The 18595-nt window shown below is 59.7% G+C and carries 23 protein-coding genes; 14 read left to right on the top strand and 9 right to left on the bottom strand.

Annotated features, from left to right (window positions below):
* Positions 1–24: 24 nt before the first annotated feature.
* Entirely contained in the window at positions 25–471 is a 447-nt protein-coding gene (locus KVG85_RS11695; RefSeq protein ID WP_217863933.1) for a MarR family winged helix-turn-helix transcriptional regulator, read from the bottom strand.
* Between the two features lie 81 nt (positions 472–552).
* Between KVG85_RS11695 and KVG85_RS11690 the strand changes: the two genes are divergently transcribed.
* On the top strand, positions 553–1719 hold the full coding sequence (locus tag KVG85_RS11690; RefSeq protein ID WP_217863932.1) for an aminotransferase-like domain-containing protein: 1167 nt from the start codon (positions 553–555) through the stop codon (positions 1717–1719).
* Between the two features lie 137 nt (positions 1720–1856).
* On the opposite strand, the gene KVG85_RS11685 is transcribed toward KVG85_RS11690, so the two are convergent.
* The 5 genes from KVG85_RS11685 to KVG85_RS11665 all read right to left on the bottom strand — a co-directional run bounded on the left by KVG85_RS11685 (position 1857) and on the right by KVG85_RS11665 (position 4628).
* Positions 1857–2228 carry a glutathione S-transferase N-terminal domain-containing protein gene (locus tag KVG85_RS11685; protein ID WP_217863931.1) on the bottom strand — a complete coding sequence of 124 codons (372 nt, stop codon included), beginning with the start codon at positions 2226–2228 and terminating at the stop codon, positions 1857–1859.
* 103 nt (positions 2229–2331) lie between these two features.
* On the bottom strand, positions 2332–2877 hold the full coding sequence (folE, locus tag KVG85_RS11680; protein WP_016773769.1) for a GTP cyclohydrolase I FolE: 546 nt from the start codon (positions 2875–2877) through the stop codon (positions 2332–2334).
* A gap of 77 nt (positions 2878–2954) precedes the next feature.
* Entirely contained in the window at positions 2955–3512 is a 558-nt protein-coding gene (locus KVG85_RS11675) for a Smr/MutS family protein (protein WP_016773770.1), read from the bottom strand.
* A gap of 74 nt (positions 3513–3586) precedes the next feature.
* Positions 3587–3907, bottom strand: a complete 321-nt coding sequence (locus KVG85_RS11670; protein WP_016773771.1) for a hypothetical protein — start codon at positions 3905–3907, stop codon at positions 3587–3589.
* Between the two features lie 130 nt (positions 3908–4037).
* Positions 4038–4628 (bottom strand): cysteine hydrolase family protein, encoded by a 591-nt coding sequence (locus KVG85_RS11665; protein WP_016773772.1) that lies wholly within the window; start codon positions 4626–4628, stop codon positions 4038–4040.
* A 239-nt stretch (positions 4629–4867) separates the two neighbouring features.
* On the opposite strand from KVG85_RS11665, the gene prmB reads away from it, so the two are divergent.
* On the top strand, positions 4868–5776 hold the full coding sequence (gene prmB / locus KVG85_RS11660; RefSeq protein ID WP_217863930.1) for a 50S ribosomal protein L3 N(5)-glutamine methyltransferase: 909 nt from the start codon (positions 4868–4870) through the stop codon (positions 5774–5776).
* A gap of 100 nt (positions 5777–5876) precedes the next feature.
* On the opposite strand, the gene KVG85_RS11655 is transcribed toward prmB, so the two are convergent.
* Positions 5877–6668: a hypothetical protein gene (locus tag KVG85_RS11655; protein ID WP_110601262.1), complete on the bottom strand. Its 792-nt coding sequence runs from the start codon at positions 6666–6668 to the stop codon at positions 5877–5879.
* Positions 6669–6767: 99 nt separating this feature from the next.
* Positions 6768–7721: an alpha/beta hydrolase gene (locus KVG85_RS11650; RefSeq protein WP_122602888.1), complete on the bottom strand. Its 954-nt coding sequence runs from the start codon at positions 7719–7721 to the stop codon at positions 6768–6770.
* 130 nt (positions 7722–7851) lie between these two features.
* Here KVG85_RS11650 and aroC point away from each other — a divergent pair, with 130 nt between their 5' ends.
* The 5 genes from aroC to mtnC all read left to right on the top strand — a co-directional run bounded on the left by aroC (position 7852) and on the right by mtnC (position 12071).
* Entirely contained in the window at positions 7852–8943 is a 1092-nt protein-coding gene (gene aroC, locus KVG85_RS11645; protein ID WP_024012223.1) for a chorismate synthase, read from the top strand.
* Positions 8944–8977: 34 nt separating this feature from the next.
* The gene (locus KVG85_RS11640) at positions 8978–10123 is read left to right on the top strand and encodes an MFS transporter (protein WP_073472596.1); all 1146 of its coding nucleotides are present in this window, start codon (positions 8978–8980) and stop codon (positions 10121–10123) included.
* Entirely contained in the window at positions 10120–10746 is a 627-nt protein-coding gene (locus KVG85_RS11635) for a methylthioribulose 1-phosphate dehydratase (RefSeq protein WP_024012225.1), read from the top strand. Before KVG85_RS11640 ends, KVG85_RS11635 begins: the two co-directional genes overlap by 4 nt.
* A 91-nt stretch (positions 10747–10837) precedes the next feature.
* Positions 10838–11383 carry a 1,2-dihydroxy-3-keto-5-methylthiopentene dioxygenase gene (locus tag KVG85_RS11630; protein ID WP_217864971.1) on the top strand — a complete coding sequence of 182 codons (546 nt, stop codon included), beginning with the start codon at positions 10838–10840 and terminating at the stop codon, positions 11381–11383.
* Positions 11384–11387: 4 nt separating this feature from the next.
* A complete protein-coding gene (mtnC, locus tag KVG85_RS11625; protein ID WP_217863929.1) occupies positions 11388–12071 on the top strand; it encodes an acireductone synthase in 684 nt (227 codons plus the stop codon).
* Positions 12072–12249: 178 nt separating this feature from the next.
* On the opposite strand, the gene KVG85_RS11620 is transcribed toward mtnC, so the two are convergent.
* Positions 12250–12528, bottom strand: coding sequence for a DUF3509 domain-containing protein (locus KVG85_RS11620; RefSeq protein ID WP_016773780.1), 279 nt, complete (start codon positions 12526–12528; stop codon positions 12250–12252).
* Positions 12529–12913: 385 nt separating this feature from the next.
* Here KVG85_RS11620 and KVG85_RS11615 point away from each other — a divergent pair, with 385 nt between their 5' ends.
* The 7 genes from KVG85_RS11615 to KVG85_RS11585 all read left to right on the top strand — a co-directional run bounded on the left by KVG85_RS11615 (position 12914) and on the right by KVG85_RS11585 (position 18368).
* Positions 12914–14752 (top strand): long-chain-acyl-CoA synthetase, encoded by a 1839-nt coding sequence (locus KVG85_RS11615; protein ID WP_217863928.1) that lies wholly within the window; start codon positions 12914–12916, stop codon positions 14750–14752.
* Positions 14753–14847: 95 nt separating this feature from the next.
* Positions 14848–15366 (top strand): ankyrin repeat domain-containing protein, encoded by a 519-nt coding sequence (locus KVG85_RS11610; RefSeq protein WP_039763836.1) that lies wholly within the window; start codon positions 14848–14850, stop codon positions 15364–15366.
* 80 nt (positions 15367–15446) lie between these two features.
* Positions 15447–15977 carry a hypothetical protein gene (locus KVG85_RS11605; RefSeq protein ID WP_122699014.1) on the top strand — a complete coding sequence of 177 codons (531 nt, stop codon included), beginning with the start codon at positions 15447–15449 and terminating at the stop codon, positions 15975–15977.
* 71 nt (positions 15978–16048) lie between these two features.
* A complete protein-coding gene (locus tag KVG85_RS11600; RefSeq protein ID WP_016773784.1) occupies positions 16049–16240 on the top strand; it encodes a PLDc N-terminal domain-containing protein in 192 nt (63 codons plus the stop codon).
* A 240-nt stretch (positions 16241–16480) separates the two neighbouring features.
* Entirely contained in the window at positions 16481–17356 is an 876-nt protein-coding gene (gene speE, locus KVG85_RS11595; RefSeq protein WP_016773785.1) for a polyamine aminopropyltransferase, read from the top strand.
* Between the two features lie 221 nt (positions 17357–17577).
* Positions 17578–17811 carry a hypothetical protein gene (locus KVG85_RS11590; RefSeq protein ID WP_122506536.1) on the top strand — a complete coding sequence of 78 codons (234 nt, stop codon included), beginning with the start codon at positions 17578–17580 and terminating at the stop codon, positions 17809–17811.
* Between the two features lie 209 nt (positions 17812–18020).
* Entirely contained in the window at positions 18021–18368 is a 348-nt protein-coding gene (locus KVG85_RS11585) for a ribonuclease E inhibitor RraB (protein WP_003223226.1), read from the top strand.
* The last annotated feature ends 227 nt before the right edge of the window (positions 18369–18595 follow it).

Here is an 18595-nt window from a genome sequence, read left to right as displayed (position 1 = left end):
CTGCTCGCGAAGAGGGCGGTCCTGTCAATCGAGAGGCGTCTGACTGCCCCCAAGCGCCAGATTCACCGCCAACCACCCATTCACCGCCGCTTCTCCTGCTTCTGCAAACACCCGCTCAAGCAATTTCACCTGCTCGCGGCGCAACGCTTGCTCGAACTTCGCACCTTCCGCTGTCAACTCAAGCAGGCGCCTACGTTTGTCCGTCTGTGAAGCGACGCTGTCGACCAGATGCATCTCCTGCAACTGGCGCAGGGGCATGTTCAACGCCTGTTTGCTCACGCCCAGCAGGGCCAGCAACTCTTTCACACTCAGGTTCGGATAGCGCGCGATGAAAAACACGATGCGCTGATGCACCCGCGAGAGTCCGCGGCGCTCGAGCATTTCATCTGCCTTGGCCGTGAACGCCTGATAGCCGAAGAAGAACGCTTCCATGGCCTGCTGCTGACTGGAGGGGTTTTTAAGGTCAAGCATGTTGACGTACTCGCGCAAGCTGTCGTAGTTTCAGTCAACCAGTTTGACTCATTTTTTACCTGCCTCGCTACGGTGACCTCCATGGCTTTTTCCGAACGTGTCTCGCGCCTGAAAAGTTCTTTGATCCGAGAAATCCTCGCCGCGGCCCAGCGTCCAGAGGTGATGTCGTTTGCCGGCGGTTTGCCCGCTGAGGTGATGTTGCCGAAGGTGGAGTGGGACGAGATGCCGCTGTCGCTGGGGCAGTACGGCATGAGCGAAGGCGAGCCGGTCTTGCGCGAGGCTTTGGCGGCAGAGGCGAGGGCGCTGGGCCTTGAATGCGAGGCGAGTCAAGTGCTGGTGGTCAGCGGCTCGCAGCAAACCCTGGATCTGGCGGCCAAGCTGTACATCGACAAGGGCACGGAAATTTTGCTGGAGGCGCCGACTTATCTGGCTGCGCTGCAAATCTTTCAACTGTTCGGCGCCGATTGCCTGACTGTGGCGCAGGAAGCTGACGGCCCCAACCTCGCGCAATTGCGTAACCGTTTAGAACAGCATCGTCCTGCGTTTATCTACCTGATCCCGACTTTCCAGAATCCTTCCGCCGTGCGCTACAGCGAGGCCAAGCGCGCCGCAGTCGCGGCATTGCTCGATGAATTTGGCGTCACGCTGATTGAAGACGAGCCATACCGCGAACTGACCTTCGATGGTGGCAGTGCCAAGCCGATTGCGGCGCGCCTGAAAAAAGCCAGCTGGATCTACACCGGGACCGTGTCGAAAACCTTGCTCCCGGGTCTGCGTGTCGGCTACTTGATCGCCAGTGCGGATCTGTTCCCGCACCTGCTCAAACTCAAGCAATCGGCGGACCTGCACACCAATCGCATCGGCCAGTGGCAGGCGCTGCAATGGATCGGCTCGCAGAAGTATCAACAGCATTTGAGCGAGCTGCGGGATTTCTATCGGCAGCGGCGCGATGCGTTTCAGTTGGCGCTGGAGGAGCATTTTGCCGATCTGGCTGAGTGGAACATGCCCCAGGGCGGGCTGTTCTTCTGGCTGACGTTGAAGCAACCGCTGGACACCCGGTCATTGCTCAATGAGGCGTTGGCCAATGATGTGGCATTCATGCCCGGTGAGCCGTTCTTTCCCGAGCCGGACAAGCATCATGGGCATTTGCGCTTGAACTTCAGCCACATTGATCCGGCGCGGCTGGATGAGGGGTTGAAGCGGTTGGCGGCGGTGGTGCGGCGGGCGCAGATGGAGAGGGCGGCCTAGCAAAAACGCCGGCTAAAGGGCCGGCGTTGTCAGTGTGGGCCTCATCGCGAGCAGGCTCGCTCCCACAGGGCGGGATGCGTTTCAAGGGTGGGAGCGAGCCTGCTCGCCAAGGCGGCTAGCGCTCCAACCCATTAAAATCAGACCGCCGCAAACCGCTTATCCAGATAATCGATTATCACCTTGGATTCATACATCCAGGTGGTTTGCCCATTCTCTTCGATACGCAGGCAAGGCACTTTGATTCGGCCACCCTCTTCCAGCAGGGTCTGGCGATCCTGCTCGTTGTTCTTCGCGTCTTTGAGCGCCACCGGCACATTCAGACGATGCAGGGCGCGGCGGGTTTTCACGCAGAACGGGCAGGCGTGAAACTGATACAGCGTCAGATCTTTCGCGGCAGCGTCGACTTGCGCCTGAGCAGCAGCGGGGCGCTTTTTCTTGCCCGGGCGGGTAATGAAGTCGATGAAGATAACCAGTTGGCCGAGGCCGACACGAAGCGCTTTGACGAACACGTTGAAAGCCTCACGGTGCAAATGAAGAAAGGCGCGCAGCTTACCCGATTTTTCACGGGCGAAAAAAAACCGGCGATCAACGCCGGCTCTTCTCTGTAGTGAATTACTTGATGAGGCTGAGGAATTCGCTACGGGTTGCCGCGTTTTCGCGGAACTCGCCGAGCATCACCGAAGTGATCATCGACGAATTCTGCTTTTCGACGCCGCGCATCATCATGCACATGTGCTTGGCTTCGATCACCACGGCCACGCCCAGCGCGCCGGTGACTTGCATCACCGCATCGGCGATCTGGCGGCTGAGGTTTTCCTGAATCTGCAGGCGGCGGGCGTACATATCGACGATCCGCGCAACCTTCGACAGGCCCAGCACTTTGCCGCTCGGGATATAGGCGACATGCGCCTTGCCGATGAACGGCAGCAGATGGTGTTCGCACAACGAATACAGCTCGATGTCCTTGACCAGCACCATTTCGCTGTTGTCGGAGCTGAACAGGGCACCGTTGGTGACCTCTTCGAGCGTCTGTGCATAACCGCGGCAGAGGTACTGCATGGCTTTGGCGGCACGCTTTGGCGTGTCGAGCAGGCCCTCGCGGGACACGTCCTCGCCCAATTGGCCGAGAATCGCGGTGTAATTCTGTTCCAGGGACATGAAACTACCTGTGGGGATTTTCGCAAAGGGCAAGGGTACGGTGGCGGACACAACCCTGCAAGTTCGGTGTGACGGCTTTATTCGTCGCGACCTTCCATCATCGTCCGTTTCAGCATCACATAAACCGCGCCAGCACCGCCGTGACGGGCCTGGCAGGAGCAGAAGCCGAGCACTTGCGCATGCTGGCGCAGCCAGGTGTTGACGTGGCTTTTGATCATCGGCCGCTTGCCATCCAGGCGCACAGCCTTGCCGTGCGTCACGCGCACGCAGCGGATTTCGAATTTGGTTGCTTCGGCGAGAAAGGCCCAAAGCGTCTCCCGGGCCTTTTCCACGCTCATGCCGTGCAGGTCGAGACTGCCTTCGAACGGGATCTGCCCGACCTTGAGCTTGCGCATCTGGCTTTCCTGCACGCCATCGCGGGACCACATCAGCTCGTCTTCCGGGCCGACGTCGATCACGAACTGGTCGGACAAGCCGTCAATGATGGTGGTGTCGCTGCGCACGGTGGCGGACTGACGCAGCTTGGCGATCTGCGCGCGGTCAGCCTTGGGTTTGCCGGTGTCGGCGCGGTCGTGCTTGATCGGCTTGACGCCCTGGATCGCACTTTTGAACAGAGAAAAATCGTCGTCTTGCATGTCAGCCTCCGCGAAGGGCGGCCAGTTTACCCAAGTCGACAGAAAACGGCCCGGCAAAAAGCCAGGCCGTTGGGTCAGTCGTGTTTTTTCATCAGATGCGGGGACATGTTCAGTTCCCGCGATTGCCGTGCGCGACGGCGGCAGCGGCGCCACAGGGCAACGCCGAAATACAGAAACAGCAAGCCGACGGCGAGCATGATTGCCGAACCCAGCGGCGACGCGTTCAGGTCACCCAGCGCCGGCGGGCGGCCGAGCAGGCTGGCGGCGCCGGCCATCGCCAGCAGCACGCCGAACGTCGCCAGAATGGCCGAGATCGCCGCGCCAAATCGAAAACGCCAGTTGCTTTGGCCTTTGGGCCGCAAACGGCGTGCGTCAAATCCATCGGATAACTTCATTCCGACCTTCCTCAATGGTATCGGCCCTTCGACCGGGAGTTGACCGGGTTGTTCCTGAGGCTATGGCATTTACGGCAAATCAGCGGATATAGCGGATGAGCGGCGCCGTGCACCGCTCACAAGGGCAGGATCAGATCAGGTCCTGAGTCTTGGCCAGCGTGGCGAAGTTGTCAGCCATGATCGCCATTTCCGCTTCCTGCACGCGTTCGGCGCTGAGCACGCCGCCCTTGAACGGCAGATCGCGGGTCGCGCAGGCGTCTTCGACCAGGGTGCAGCGGAAACCGAGGTTCTTCGCCGCGCGTACGGTGGTGCTGACGCTGGAGTGACTCATGAACCCGCAAACGATCAGATCCAAAGAGCCGAGGTTCTGCAGGCGCTCGAGCAGTTCGGTGCCATGGAACGCGCTCGGCAGCAGTTTGCCGATAATGGTTTCATCGCCTTGCGGTTCCAGACCGGGGATGAATTCGCCACGTTCGCCCTGCGGGTCGAACAGGCCACCAACGGTGCCGAGATGACGCACGTGCACGATCGGCCGACCGGCGGCACGGGCTGCGGCAACCACTTGTTTGATGTTCGCGACGGCCGCGTCCATGCCGCTCAGGGCCAGCGGGCCACTGAGGTATTCCTTCTGGGCATCGATGATGACCACGGTGGCATGGCTCAGGGTGGCCGCTGCGTAACCGCGACCGCTGAGTTGAAACATCGTTTTTGGAACGGACATTCTGGGGCTCCTCGGGGTGGGGCTTTTGCGACATTGTCCTCTGGCTGAGCGGTTCTGTGAATCGCTACCATCGTAGGCGCCGTCGTTCTTGGCCTGCAGCCTTGTCAAGTTACACGTTCCGTTCAATGCCTGATGCAAAAAAAAGAAAACTCCTACCGTTGCCGCACGGTTTTTCCTGCGTCGTCGTCGCGCGTTTTGGCTGATAGAATCGCCAGTCGTTTTTTCTGGAGTTCTACGCCGTGATCACTTCCCGACTTCGTACCCTGCGTGACCACATCCGTTGGGCCGTCAGCCGCTTCCATGGGGAGGATCTGTTTTTCGGTCATGGCACCGACAACGCCTGGGACGAGGCGCGTCAGCTGGTGCTGGGCGCTTTGCACCTGCCTTGGGAAATTGCCGACAGCTATCTTGATTGCGCGCTGGAAGATGACGAACTGGTCAATCTGCAGCGCTTGCTCAAGCGCCGCATCGAAGATCGCGTTCCCACCGCCTACCTGCTCGGTGAAGCATGGTTCTGCGGCATGTCGTTCATCGTCGACCAGCGCGTGCTGATCCCGCGTTCGCCGATCGGTGAGCTGATCGAAAACCGCTTTGCGCCGTGGATCGGCAGCGAGCCGGCGCGAATTCTCGACCTGTGCACGGGTTCCGGTTGCATCGGTATTGCCTGTGCTTACGAATTCCAGAACGCCGAAGTGGTGCTCGCGGACCTGTCGTTCGAAGCGCTGGAAGTAGCCAACCAGAACATCGAGCGCCATGGCGTCGATGAGCGCGTCTATACCGTGCAGGGTGATGGTTTCGATGGCTTGCCGGGTCAGCGTTTCGACCTGATCGTGTCGAACCCGCCCTACGTCGACGCGGAAGATTTCGCCGACATGCCGGACGAATATCAGCACGAGCCGGAACTGGGCCTGGCCTGCGGTGATGATGGTCTGAATCTGGTCCGGCGCATGCTCGCCGAAGCGGCGGATCACCTGACCGAGAAAGGTTTGTTGATTGTCGAGGTGGGCAACAGCCAGGTGCATGTCGAGGCGTTGTACCCGGAAGTCGATTTCGCCTGGCTGGAGTTCCAGCGCGGCGGGCATGGCGTGTTCATGCTGACAGCCGAGCAGTGCCGCGCGCATCAGGCCCTTTTCGCGTCCCGCGTCTGACCGGTTAAAAGCTTCGCGAGCAGGCTCGCTCCCACATTGGAATGCATTCCCTTGTGGGAGCGAGCCTGCTCGCGAATGGCCGCGACGCGGTCTCAAGCCATCAACGGTGCGTAGCAATCCAGATCAACAACCCCGCCTGAAACACCGCAAACGCCACCAGACACGTAATGGTGAAGCGCAACCCGGCGTCTTCACGCTTGAACTTGCTGACTTTCTCTTCCTGCTTCTTCAGTTTCACTTCCTGCTCGGCGAGATTCTGTTCGGCCTGCTGCAGCATCTGCGCGGCTTCAAGAATCTCGACGATCTGCAGTTTTTCGCTGTTCCAGTCACCCAGCAGGTCACCGACCTGCACAGCCTTGATGCTGCCTTTCAAATGCTGGGCGTCGGCGTAAGCCACATCGAAACCGTGCACGCGCAGGAAATGGTCGCGGCGCAAGCGAGTGTCTTCGTTGAGCGCATCCTTGTTGTTCAGGTCCATGCCTTCGACGGTGTAGCCGGGCCAGCGCTTTTTCGCCCAATTGATGCCTTGCGCAGCCATGAAGCGGCCGATACCGCGATTCAGCGGTTCGATCTGCAAGCCACTGTCGGGACCGAAACTCACTCGTTTGCTCGCGTGGTCGACCCACACATCGAGATGATTCTGCTCTTTGCGCACGCGCTGGTTGGGCAGCTTGATCGCCATGCGCATCAGGCTGCGCTCTTTGCTGTTGCGCTCGGCGTAACCGAATTCGACAAAGCGCAACGGCCGGCCGCCGGTGTTGCGGTCGGTCTGCAACGGCGCCAGGCGAAGCATCTTGTGGTGCTCGGCCTGAACATCCGCCCACGGCAGTTCGACCGCTGGCGGTGCGTCTTTTTCAGCGCTGGTGTCGGGTGAAGTCTGGGTTTCAGTCATAACGGCGAGATCCTGTCCAAGCCCTGCTTGCCGCCAGACGTTGCGCTGGCGACAAAGGCTTATCGGCCGTTTTCTGTGAGGCTGGAGGGTAAAACGCAGTTAACTTGCACGAATTCCGTCAATAAATTCGATGACGGCGGCGCCCAGTTCGGCGGCCAGGGGCAAATTCGGGTCCTTGTAGGAGGCCAATTGCCGCTTCATATCGTTGTGGACGATGCGCAGCACATGATTCATGCCTTCGATCACCGTCAGTTGCGCGTCCGGTTTCGCCGCCTTGAGCAGCTTCGCGTCCTCGGTGCCGACCTGAATGTCGTTGCTGCCCTGGACAATCAGTGCCGGCATTTTCAGTTGGGCAAAGGCTTGCGCCGGGTCCTGACGGAACAGCGAAATCAGGTACGGCTGCACGCTCGGGCGAAAGATCACCTGCAACGGTTGCGGCACGTTGTCATCGGTGTGGCCGGCCTTGAGGCTGTCGAGCAGTTCGTTGCTGCGCAGCATCAGTGGCGGCGGCAGGCTGCGCGCCAACTGTTCGCGGATCACTTCATCGACCGGCCGCGCACTGCCGGACAGCGAGATCACCGCCGCTGCGTCCAGCTTCGGCGCAGCGAGGCTGGCAATCAGCGCGCCTTCGCTGTGGCCGAGCAGAATCAGTTTGCCGAAACGCGGATCAGCCTTGAGTTTCTGCCCCCAGGCCACGGCATCCGCCGCATAGCCCTCGACTGACAGCTCACGTTCATCGGGAGCGGCCGCCAGGCTCGCCGCAACACCGCGCTTGTCGTAGCGCACGCTGGCGATGTTGTGTTTGGCCAGCACCCAGGCCAAGCGCTTGAGACTGTCGTTGCGCCCGCCGTCGGGGTTGTTTCCGTCGCGATCTGTAGGACCCGAGCCAGAAATCATCAGAACAATCGGCACCGGGCTGTCGGACTTGGGCAGCAACAGCGAACCGAAAAGTTCGCCACTGCCGGTGTCCAGAGTGACCGGGCGCTGTAGGACTGTCGCTTGGGCAAAGCCGGTAAAGAGGGTAAGACTCAAGATCAGAACTCGCAGCATCATCACGCCATCATTGGTCAAGGTGCCGGTTGGACTCGCCGGCACCACTAAGGTTCGAGGATGAACTACTCGGTTAGCCTGCGTATACTGGCGCGCATCAAGAATTCGGGTTTGATTTCACGGAGCGTCCTGCATGTCCGGCAATACCTACGGCAAGTTGTTCACTGTCACCACCGCTGGCGAAAGCCATGGTCCGGCGTTGGTCGCCATTGTCGACGGCTGCCCGCCGGGTCTGGAGATTTCCCTGGAAGATCTGCAGCGCGACCTCGATCGCCGCAAGCCTGGCACCAGCCGCCACACGACCCAGCGCCAGGAAGCCGATGAAGTCGAAATCCTTTCCGGCGTGTTCGAGGGCCGCACCACCGGTTGCTCGATCGGCCTGCTGATTCGCAATACCGACCAGAAGTCCAAGGACTACTCGGCGATCAAGGACCTGTTCCGCCCGGCCCACGCCGACTACACCTATCACCACAAATACGGCGAGCGCGATTATCGCGGCGGTGGCCGCAGTTCGGCGCGGGAAACCGCCATGCGCGTGGCGGCCGGTGCGATCGCCAAGAAGTATCTGGCCAGTCAGGGCATCGTCATTCGCGGTTACATGAGCCAACTCGGCCCGATCGAAATACCGTTCAAGACCTGGGATTCGGTCGAAGAAAACGCCTTTTTCAGCCCTGACCCGGACAAGGTGCCGGAGCTGGAAGCCTACATGGATCAGTTGCGCCGCGATCAGGACTCGGTCGGGGCGAAGATCACCGTGGTCGCCGAAGGGGTCATGCCGGGCCTTGGCGAGCCGATCTTCGATCGCCTCGACGCCGAACTGGCCCACGCGCTGATGAGCATCAACGCGGTCAAAGGCGTGGAGATCGGCGCCGGTTTCGCCTGTGTCGCCCAGCGCGGCACCGAGCATCGCGATGAACTGACGCCGGAAGGATTCCTCAGCAACAACGCCGGCGGCATCCTCGGTGGCATCTCGTCCGGCCAGCCAATCGTTGCGCATCTGGCATTGAAACCGACCTCGAGCATCACCACCCCGGGCCGCTCGATCGACGTGAATGGCAACCCGGTCGATGTGATCACCAAGGGTCGTCACGACCCATGCGTCGGCATCCGCGCGACACCGATCGCCGAAGCGATGATGGCCATCGTGCTGATGGATCACCTGCTGCGCCACCGTGGGCAGAACGCCGATGTGCGCGTGAGCACGCCGGTGCTGGGCCAGCTCTGATGGCTGCGCTCAAAGCCGTCGCGGCATAACCGGCGTGGCGGCGCTTCCTTACTGGCGGCTGTCCAGTTTCTATCTGTTCTATTTCGCCTTGCTCGGTTCGACAGCGCCGTTTCTGGCGCTGTACTTCGATCACCTCGGCTTCAGTGCTGCGCGCATCGGCGAGCTGGTGGCGATTCCGATGCTGATGCGCTGCGTGGCGCCGAACATCTGGGGCTGGCTCGGCGATTACACCGGCAGACGCCTGGCCATCGTGCGCTTTGGCGCGGTCTGTACGTTGCTGACCTTTTCGCTGATCTTCGTCAGCCAGACCTACGCCTGGCTGGCGATGGTCATGGCCCTGCATGCGTTCTTCTGGCACGCGGTGCTGCCGCAGTTCGAAGTCATCACACTCGCGCATCTGCAAGGACAAACGTCGCGCTACAGCCAGATTCGCCTGTGGGGCTCGATCGGGTTCATTATCACCGTGGTGGTGCTGGGGCGGCTGTTCGAATGGCTCAGTCTGGACATTTATCCGGCGGCGCTGGTGCTGATCATGGCGGGTATCGTCCTCAGCAGTTTGTGGGTGCCGAATGCGCAGCCGGCGCAAGGCAATCGGCCGGCGGGCGAGGGCTTTCTCAAGCAATTGCGCCATCCCGGCGTGTTGGCGTTTTATGCCTGCGTCGCGCTGATGCAGGTCAGCCACGGGCCGTATTACACCTTTCTGACTCTGCACCTTGAACGCCTCGGTTACAGCCGTGGCGTCATCGGCATGCTCTGGGCCGTGGGTGTGGTGGCGGAAGTGCTGATGTTCATGGCCATGAGCCGCATTCTGGCGCGCTTTTCCCTGCGTCGGGTGCTGCTGGCGAGTTTCCTGCTGGCGGCGTTGCGCTGGGTGCTGCTTGGGTCGTTCGCTGAATTTCTCTGGGTGCTGTTGTTCGCCCAAGTGCTGCACGCAGCGACTTTCGGCAGCTTTCATGCGGCTGCCATCGCTTTCGTGCAACGTAGTTTCGGCGCCCGCCAGCAAGGCCAGGGCCAGGCGCTGTATGCGGCACTGGCCGGCACCGGCGGGGCGCTCGGTGCGCTGTATTCCGGCTACAGCTGGAATGCCCTCGGCGCGACATTGACCTTTAGTATTGCCAGTCTCGCAGCGCTTGCCGCTGCCGTTATCATTGCCACATGTATGCAAGAGGACAGGCCATGAGCCTTAGCCGTGAACAGCTCGCCCAGCAGATCGTTGACGCCGGGCGTTTTCTATATGGCCGTGGCTGGTCGCCAGCCACCAGCAGCAACTATTCGACGCGCCTGTCGCCGAGCGAAGCGCTGTTGACCGTATCGGGCAAGCACAAAGGCCAGTTGGGTGTGGATGACGTGCTCGCCACCGATCTGTCCGGCAATAGCCTGGAGCCGGGCAAGAAACCTTCCGCCGAAACCTTGCTGCACACCCAGCTCTACAGCTGGCGCGCGGAAATCGGCGCGGTGCTGCACACCCATTCGGTCAACGCCACGGTGCTGTCGCGCCTGACCCCGGAAGATTTCATCGAGTTCGAAGACTACGAACTGCAAAAGGCCTTCAGCGGCATTTCGACTCACGAATCGCGGGTGCGCGTGCCGATTTTCGACAACGATCAGGACATTGCGCGCCTCGCCGCCAAGGTGCAGCCTTGGCTCGACGCCCATCCCGACTGCGTCGGTTATCTGATTCGCGGCCATGGCCTGTACACCTGGGGCGCGCAGATGAGCGACGCGCTGCGGCAGATCGAGGCCTTTGAATTCCTGTTTGAATGCGAGTTGAAAACCCGCAGCGTCATGAACCGCCAAGGCTGAATTCACCCGAACAGCCCGTTTGCCTGATGACACGCTGCGCCCGACCGGTCTGCAAGAGCCGGACGGCGCCGCCGCTACCGAGGAATTGCCCATGAGCAGCCTGTCCGTTTATCACGTTTCCAGCCCTGAGGTTCCCAACAAGGTGCTGACCCATTTCGAAGACATCGCTTCGACGCTGGCCGAGCAGGGCGTGCGGTTCGACCGCTGGCAAGCCGCCGCGAAGATCCAGCCCGGCGCCAGTCAGGAAGAAGTCATCAGCGCTTATAAAGAGCAGATCGACAAATTGATGACCGAGCGCGGTTACATCACCGTCGATGTGATCAGCCTCAACAGCGATCACCCGCAAAAAGCCGAGCTGCGCGCCAAGTTTCTCGAAGAACATCGCCATGGCGAGGACGAAGTGCGATTTTTCGTCGCCGGTCGTGGCTTGTTTACCCTGCACATCGACGATTACGTCTATGCCGTGCTCTGCGAGAAGAACGACCTGATCTCGGTTCCGGCCGGAACCAAGCACTGGTTCGACATGGGCGAGCATCCACATTTCGTGGCGATCCGTCTGTTCAACAACCCGGAAGGCTGGGTTGCCAATTTTACCGGCGAAGACATCGCCGGCCGCTTCCCGCGTCTGGAGGACTGAAACCGTGTCGATCAAAGCTATCCTCACCGACATCGAAGGCACCACCAGCGCGGTGAGTTTCGTCTTCGATGTGCTGTTTCCCTACGCCGCCAGACACTTGCCGGATTTCGTGCGCCAGAACGCGTCCCGCGCTGACGTCGCCGAACAGCTCGACGCCGTGCGTCGCGAGAGCAACGAGGCGCAGGCCGATGTTGAACGGGTTGTTGAAATCCTCTTGAGCTGGATCGCCGAAGACCGCAAGGCCACGCCGCTCAAGGCATTGCAAGGCATGGTCTGGGCGCAGGGCTATCAGGCCGGGCAGTTGAAGGGGCATGTCTATCCTGATGCCGTTGAAGCGCTGCAACGCTGGCATGCGGTGGGTTATCAACTGTTCGTTTACTCGTCCGGCTCGATCCAGGCGCAGAAACTGATTTTCGGTTGCTCGGAGGCGGGGGATCTGACACCGCTGTTCAGCGGCTATTTCGACACCACGTCGGGGCCCAAGCGTGAGGCGCAGTCCTATCGCAATATTCAGCAGGCGGTGGGTGTTGAGGCAGATGAAATCCTGTTCCTGTCCGACATCGTCGAAGAGCTCGACGCTGCCCAGTCGGCCGGCATGAAAACCTGCGGTCTGGCGCGTGAAGGCGGGGAGTTGGCAGGGCACGTGACGGTGGACAGCTTTACCGGAATCGAACCGGAAGCGTTCTGACCCTGAAGTGGAAAATGTAGGAGCGAGCCTGCTCGCGAAAGCGGTGTGTCAGTAAAGTAATTTGTATCTGACAATACCGCATTCGCGAGCAGGCTCGCTCCCACAGTAAATATGTGGCAGACATAAACAAACAGGCCGTGAAGCACATGCTCCCCGGCCTGTTTTTGTTTAAAGCAAATTACAGCGAGTGATAGGTCGGCAGAGCAAAACGCTGCTGGCTCTGCAGCATTGCAATTTGCGGCAGCTCGCTGGCTTGTTCGGCCAGGTCGCGGCGGATCGCGCTGATCGCCCACGACAGTTGGTCACCGGCATGCAGTTGCTGATACGAGAGGGCGCGTTTGAAGACTTTGCCGTCGCTGCTACGCAGAGTGAGCAGGATGCCACCGTCAGGACGTGGGGCAGTGCTGACTTCGTAGTTGGAGAACAGCGATGTAAATTTTTCTTGAATCAGGCTCATGTCATCAGCTCCGTATGTACTTGAATGGCAAGCATGCGGAGGTAGTTGCAGCGTTTGTGCCAGTATTGATGCGAATAAAATCCCTTTAAAATCAATAAGTTGAAGGCATTGCATTTTGCAGGCGTCGTGCAATCTGCATGAATGGCCATCGTGCATCCTGCATTTTGCGTGATTTTTCTCCGTACAACGGAACCAAACGTCCGTACCAGAATCCGCTCTTCCCCGAAGGCGCGACGGGATACAAATCATTGCAAAAACCGCGTGTACAGCCCCGCGAGCACTGACGTACTTTCCTTCTCGACCCACGGTGTAAACGCGTCGGTCGCAGTCATTACCCGATAACAAGAACAGCGGTCTGCACGTCAAGATCGAACGGGGAGCTTTCATGCGTCACGCACCAAGCGACACGATTACCTGGGGCATGATGCTCCGCAAACTGCCGATGATCGCCAAGGCCATCCCCCGGGTGGTCAAAGGCATGAAGGTGGCCAACGTCACGGATCCGACCCAAACGTGCGGCCTGGGCTGGACGTTCGAGCAGGCGACGCTGCGCAATCCCGATGGTGTGGCGTTGTTGCAGGGCGATGTTGCGTTGACCTACACGCAGGTCAACCAGTGGGCCAATCGCATTGCGCATTACCTGAGCGAGCAGGGCATCGGCAAAGGCGATGTGGTCGCGGTGTTCATCGAGAACCGTGCGGAATTGCTGGTGACAATCCTGGCGCTGGCCAAGCTCGGCGCGGTCAGTGCGCTGCTCAATACCTCGTTGATGCGCGACACGCTTGTTCACAGCATCAATCTGGTTGCGCCTGTGGCCATCGTGGTCGGCGAAGAACTGACCGCTGCCTATGCCGGCGTGCGTGATCAGGTAGCGATCGCAGCGCCCCGCACCTGGTTTGTCGCGGATCAGGACACATACAGCCATCCGGGCATCGCGCCCGAGGGTTACGTCAATCTGATCAGCGCCAGTGCCGACGCCAGCAGCGATAACCCGCCGAGCAGCGCGCAAGTATTCTTCGACGATCCGTGTTTCTACATCTACACCTCCGGTACCACCGGCCTGCCCAAGGCCGGGGTATTCAAGCATGGACGCTGGATGCGCAGTTCGGCGAGCTTCGGCATGATCGCCCTCGATATGCGCCCGGATGATGTCGTTTACTGCACCTTGCCGCTGTATCACGCCACGGGCCTGTGCGTGTGCTGGGGATCGGCGATCAACGGCGCCTCGGGTTTCGCCATCCGCCGCAAATTCAGCGCCAGCCAGTTCTGGAATGATGTGCGCCGCTATCGCGCAACCACCATCGGCTATGTCGGTGAGCTGTGTCGCTACCTGGTCGAGCAACCGGTCAGCGCCGATGACAGCCGCCACGACGTGCGCAAGATGATTGGCAATGGTTTGCGTCCTGGCGCCTGGGCCGAGTTCAAGACGCGTTTTGCCGTCGAGCACATTTGTGAGCTGTACGCGGCGAGCGACGGCAACATCGGTTTCACCAACATCCTCAATTTCGACAACACCGTCGGGTTTTCGCTGATGGCGTGGGAACTGGTCGCTTACGACCATGACAGTGGCGAGCCATTGCGCGGCGATGATGGTTTCATGCGCAAGGTCGGCAAGGGCGAGCAGGGCCTGCTGCTGGCGCGGATCGACGACAAGGCACCGCTGGACGGTTACACCGACCCGCAGAAAACCGCCCGCGTCGTCCTCCACGATGTGTTCAACAAGGGCGATCGCTTTTTCAACACCGGCGACCTGCTGCGCAATATCGGTTTCGGCCATGCGCAATTTGTTGATCGCCTCGGCGATACCTATCGCTGGAAGGGTGAAAACGTGTCGACCACCGAAGTCGAAAACCTGTTGCTGCAACATCCATTGATTGCTGAAGCCGTGGCCTACGGTGTGGAAATTCCCAACACCAACGGGCGTGCGGGGATGGCTGCAATCACTCCCGCCGAATCCTTGGCCACGCTGGATTTCGCCGAACTGCTGAGTTTCGCCCGGCAACGCATGCCGGCTTATGCCGTGCCGTTGTTCTTGCGGGTGAAAGTGAAAATGGAAACCACCGGGACCTTCAAATACCAGAAGACTCGCCTGAAAACGGAAGGCTTTGACCCCGGGCTCACCGGAGATGACCCGATCTTCGCCTGGTTGCCCGGCAGCGAAACTTACGTGCATGTCAGTGAGCAAATCCTCGCTGAAATTCAACAGGGCAAACATCGATATTGAGTGTGGCTATCGGGACGCTCGGAAAAAACCGAGTGACAGCCACCGTCGCGCTCGGGAAACTGTCGGCTTTCCGATAGACCGAAATGGAGTGCCCCATGTCCGACCAAAGCCGCCAGATGACCCCTGAAGAAGCTGCCGAATTCACCGAGCAGGTTTTCAACAAGGCGCGCGACGGTGATGCCGAGATGCTTGATCGCCTGGTCACCGCCGGGCTGCCGGTGAATCTGAAAAACAGCAAGGGCGACACATTGCTGATGCTCGCCAGCTACTACGGCCATGTTGATGCGGTGAAGGTCCTGCTTAAACACAAGGCCGATCCGGAAATGCGTAACGGCAACGGCCAGAGCCCGATTGCCGGCGCTGCGTTCAAAGGCGATCTGGCGGTGGTCAAGGCGCTGGTCGAGGCGGGCGCCGAAATCGAAGGCTCTTCCTTCGACGGCCGTACCGCGCTGATGATGGCGGCAATGTTCAACCGCGTTGAAATCGTCGACTACCTGATCGGCCAGGGCGCAGACCCGAAAGCCAAGGACGCCAACGGCGTGACCGCGCTGGATGCGGCGCGGACCATGGGCGCAGTCGATACCACCGCGCAGCTGGAAAAGTTGCTGGCGTAAAGTCCACGGACTGTGGCGAAGGGCAGAATGCGCTATCCTTCGCGCCCTGAAAATTCACCTCCGCCACAGGATCCGCCCTCATGAAAGCCGCACTCGTCGAACTCATCAGCAAAATCAGCTCCGGCTGCATGGGCGAGGATGAGATTCTGAAAGTGGCCGACGAAGCCGCTCAGGCCTACGCCGATGCCGAGGCTTTTCTGGCCGCCAATCCGGACATCAACTACGACGATACTTTCCCCATCCCGCTGGGTGAGTGGGTAGTGGTCGGCAGCCTGCCGGAAACTGTGCTATTTCAGGCCGACACCTACGTCGATCTGTTCGCACAAATCGTTGCTTCGTTCGGACCGGGTGTGGATTTCAACCTCAAACCCAAGCAACTGGCCAAGACCGAAGCGCTGACTGCACTCAACCGCATCCAGGTGCAGATGAGCAGCCTGAACAAGGAAAACGGCGGTTACACGTTGATGAATTTCAGCCAGTTGCTCGACGATGAACTGCAAATGGTCCTGGTCTACGGCAACGATGTGCCCCGCGTGCTGGAGTTATGCGCCGAGGTTGGCATCGCCGCCGCGCCAGCGCTGGAAGCCTTGAAGGTCGCCGTTCACGTCTGAACGCAATAAAAGGGAACCCTGCGCGCGACCGTCTATCCTAAAAGTGCATGCCACTATTCTGGAGCGACACCATGGGTTCCACGTTCAACGGTCTGATTGGCCTGATCATCCTTGCCCTCGACATCTGGGCCATCATCAACGTGCTGAAAAGCGGCGCCTCCACCGGGATGAAAATCGTCTGGGTGTTGCTGATTATCCTCCTGCCGGTGCTGGGCCTGATCATCTGGGCGATTGCCGGACCGCGGGGCAACGTCCGGATCTGAGCTGATTTTCGATCACACTGTTATCCCTGTGGGAGCGACCCTGCTCGCGAAGACGTTGTGTCAGTCGCCATCAACGGCAACCGACGCTCCGCTTTCGCGAGCAGGCTCGCTCCCACATTGGTTTGCGCTGGTAAAAACAAGCTGAGGTTCGACCTGTCATCTTCGGCAACGTAGAATGCGCGCCTTTCCCGGGCAATCGTCCCCACGATGGCGCCCGCGCATTTATCGGAGCACTTGACCATGACCGTCACCAAGACCAGCGAGTACCTGGAAACCCTCTACGAAGGCTACGGCCAGCGTTTTCGCATGGAAAAACTGCTGCACGAAGTGCGCACCGAACACCAGCACCTGGTGATCTTCCAGAACCCGCGCATGGGCCGCGTCATGGCGCTGGACGGCGTGATCCAGACCACCGAAGCCGACGAATTCATCTACCACGAGATGCTCACCCACGTGCCGATCCTCGCCCATGGCACCGCCAAGCGCGTGCTGATCATCGGTGGCGGTGACGGCGGTATGCTGCGCGAAGTGACCAAGCACGCCGGCGTCGAGCACATCACCATGGTTGAAATCGACGGCACCGTGGTCGACATGTGCAAGGAATTCCTGCCGAACCATTCCGCCGGTGCCTACGATGACCCGCGCCTGAACCTGGTGATTGATGACGGCATGCGTTTCGTCGCCACCACCACTGAAAAATTCGACGTGATCATCTCCGACTCCACCGACCCGATCGGCCCGGGCGAAGTGCTGTTCTCGGAGAATTTCTACCAGGCGTGCCACCGCTGCCTGAACGAAGGCGGCATCCTCGTTACGCAGAACGGCACGCCGTTCATGCAGATCGACGAAGTCAAAACTACCGCTGGCCGCCTGCGCAGCCTGTTCCCGGACTGGCATTTCTATCAGGCCGCCGTGCCGACTTACATCGGTGGTTCGATGACCTTCGCCTGGGGCTCGACCAACCCGGCCTACCGCAAGCTCAGCCGTGAAACCCTGCAACAGCGCTTCATCGGCAGCGGCATCGTTACCCGCTACTACAACCCGGAAATTCACATCGGCGCGTTCGCTCTGCCGCAATACGTACTGCAAGCGGTCAACAAGCCAAGCAACGACTAAGGCTTCCCCGCAAAAACCTCCTTGTGGGAGCGAGCCTGATCGCGAAAGCGCCGTGTCAGCCAACTGAATGTCGACAGGCACGCCGGCTTCGCGAGCAGGCTCGCTCCCACAATGCTCATCGGTTTTTCCTGACTAAGTGCTGTAATCCTTTTGAACCAACTATCGCGGAAAAAAGTCGAGATAGAGGTAAGCCCATCTACGGGTTGATCGAGGAGGCACTGATGCAAAAGTGGAAAGTCACTTTCGTGGATGATCACGGCGTAATTATTGATGAAGTCTTCGAACGTGAGGAATGCCCGTCCGATGATGAAGCCGCACGGCTGATCAAGGAGCGGCTTCTTCCAGTCGCCGCGAAGCTGGATCTCAACGACCTGCAAGGGCGCACCACCGATGCCGAGGTGAAAAACCTCAAGACCCAGAACGGCATCGAAATCCGCAGCATCACCCCTGTCTGAACACTTCCTGTCATCTCGTAAACCAGGCCTTGGCAGCGGCGCTCTCTTGGGGCTACTCTGCAAGCGAGATCAGCGAATGGATCGCTAAGGTCTGGTCTTGTCAGCTACATGCTTGTTTCCCGCGCGCAACCACGTTGCCGTAGTACTTAGGCCAAAAGGCCCGGGGCGGGAATACGGAAAGTCTATCCATCAATCGAGGGGGACGATTCATGAGCACAGCCTATCAAGAAGACATCAGCAGCAACGTTCTGCGCCGCATGAAAGAAGGCGGTTTCGATTTTTCCCGGTTCCATCCCATCGAGTTCTACGCGATTTTCCCGGACGAGGAGCGGGCGCGCAGGGCAGCAGGCAAATTTCGTGGTGAATCCATCAATGCCCAGGTCAGTGCGCGCGACGACGGCGCCTGGTCGCTGGAATTGAGCAAAGTGATGTACGCAACCTATGACGACATCGGCGATTTCGAGCAAGGCTTTTCAGCCGTGGTCGAACCGCTGGGCGGCATTATCGAGGGTTGGGGCGTGAAGCAGGAGGTGCGCAATCGTTACCGGTTGAATTGATATTGCGCATTGTCTGTCGGGCAACGGCTGACCTTCGGGTCGGCCGTTGTCGTTTCTGGCTTCTGCATATCGCAGTGGCAAAACCCTGAAACAAGAATCCAGGGCAAAAAAAAGCCACCGGAGAGGGTGGCTAAAAGGGAAGACGGGTATGCAGTAAAGTCCTGTCGGGACGGGGCTGCCAAGGCAGTTCAGATCAGTTGAGCTGTCTACTTCGCGGCGGCGTGCCG

The organism is Pseudomonas triticicola, assembly GCF_019145375.1.
Lineage (GTDB): Bacteria > Pseudomonadota > Gammaproteobacteria > Pseudomonadales > Pseudomonadaceae > Aquipseudomonas > Aquipseudomonas triticicola.
Note: the sequence above shows the minus strand (reverse complement) of the source record. Positions and strands in the feature narration are given on the sequence as shown.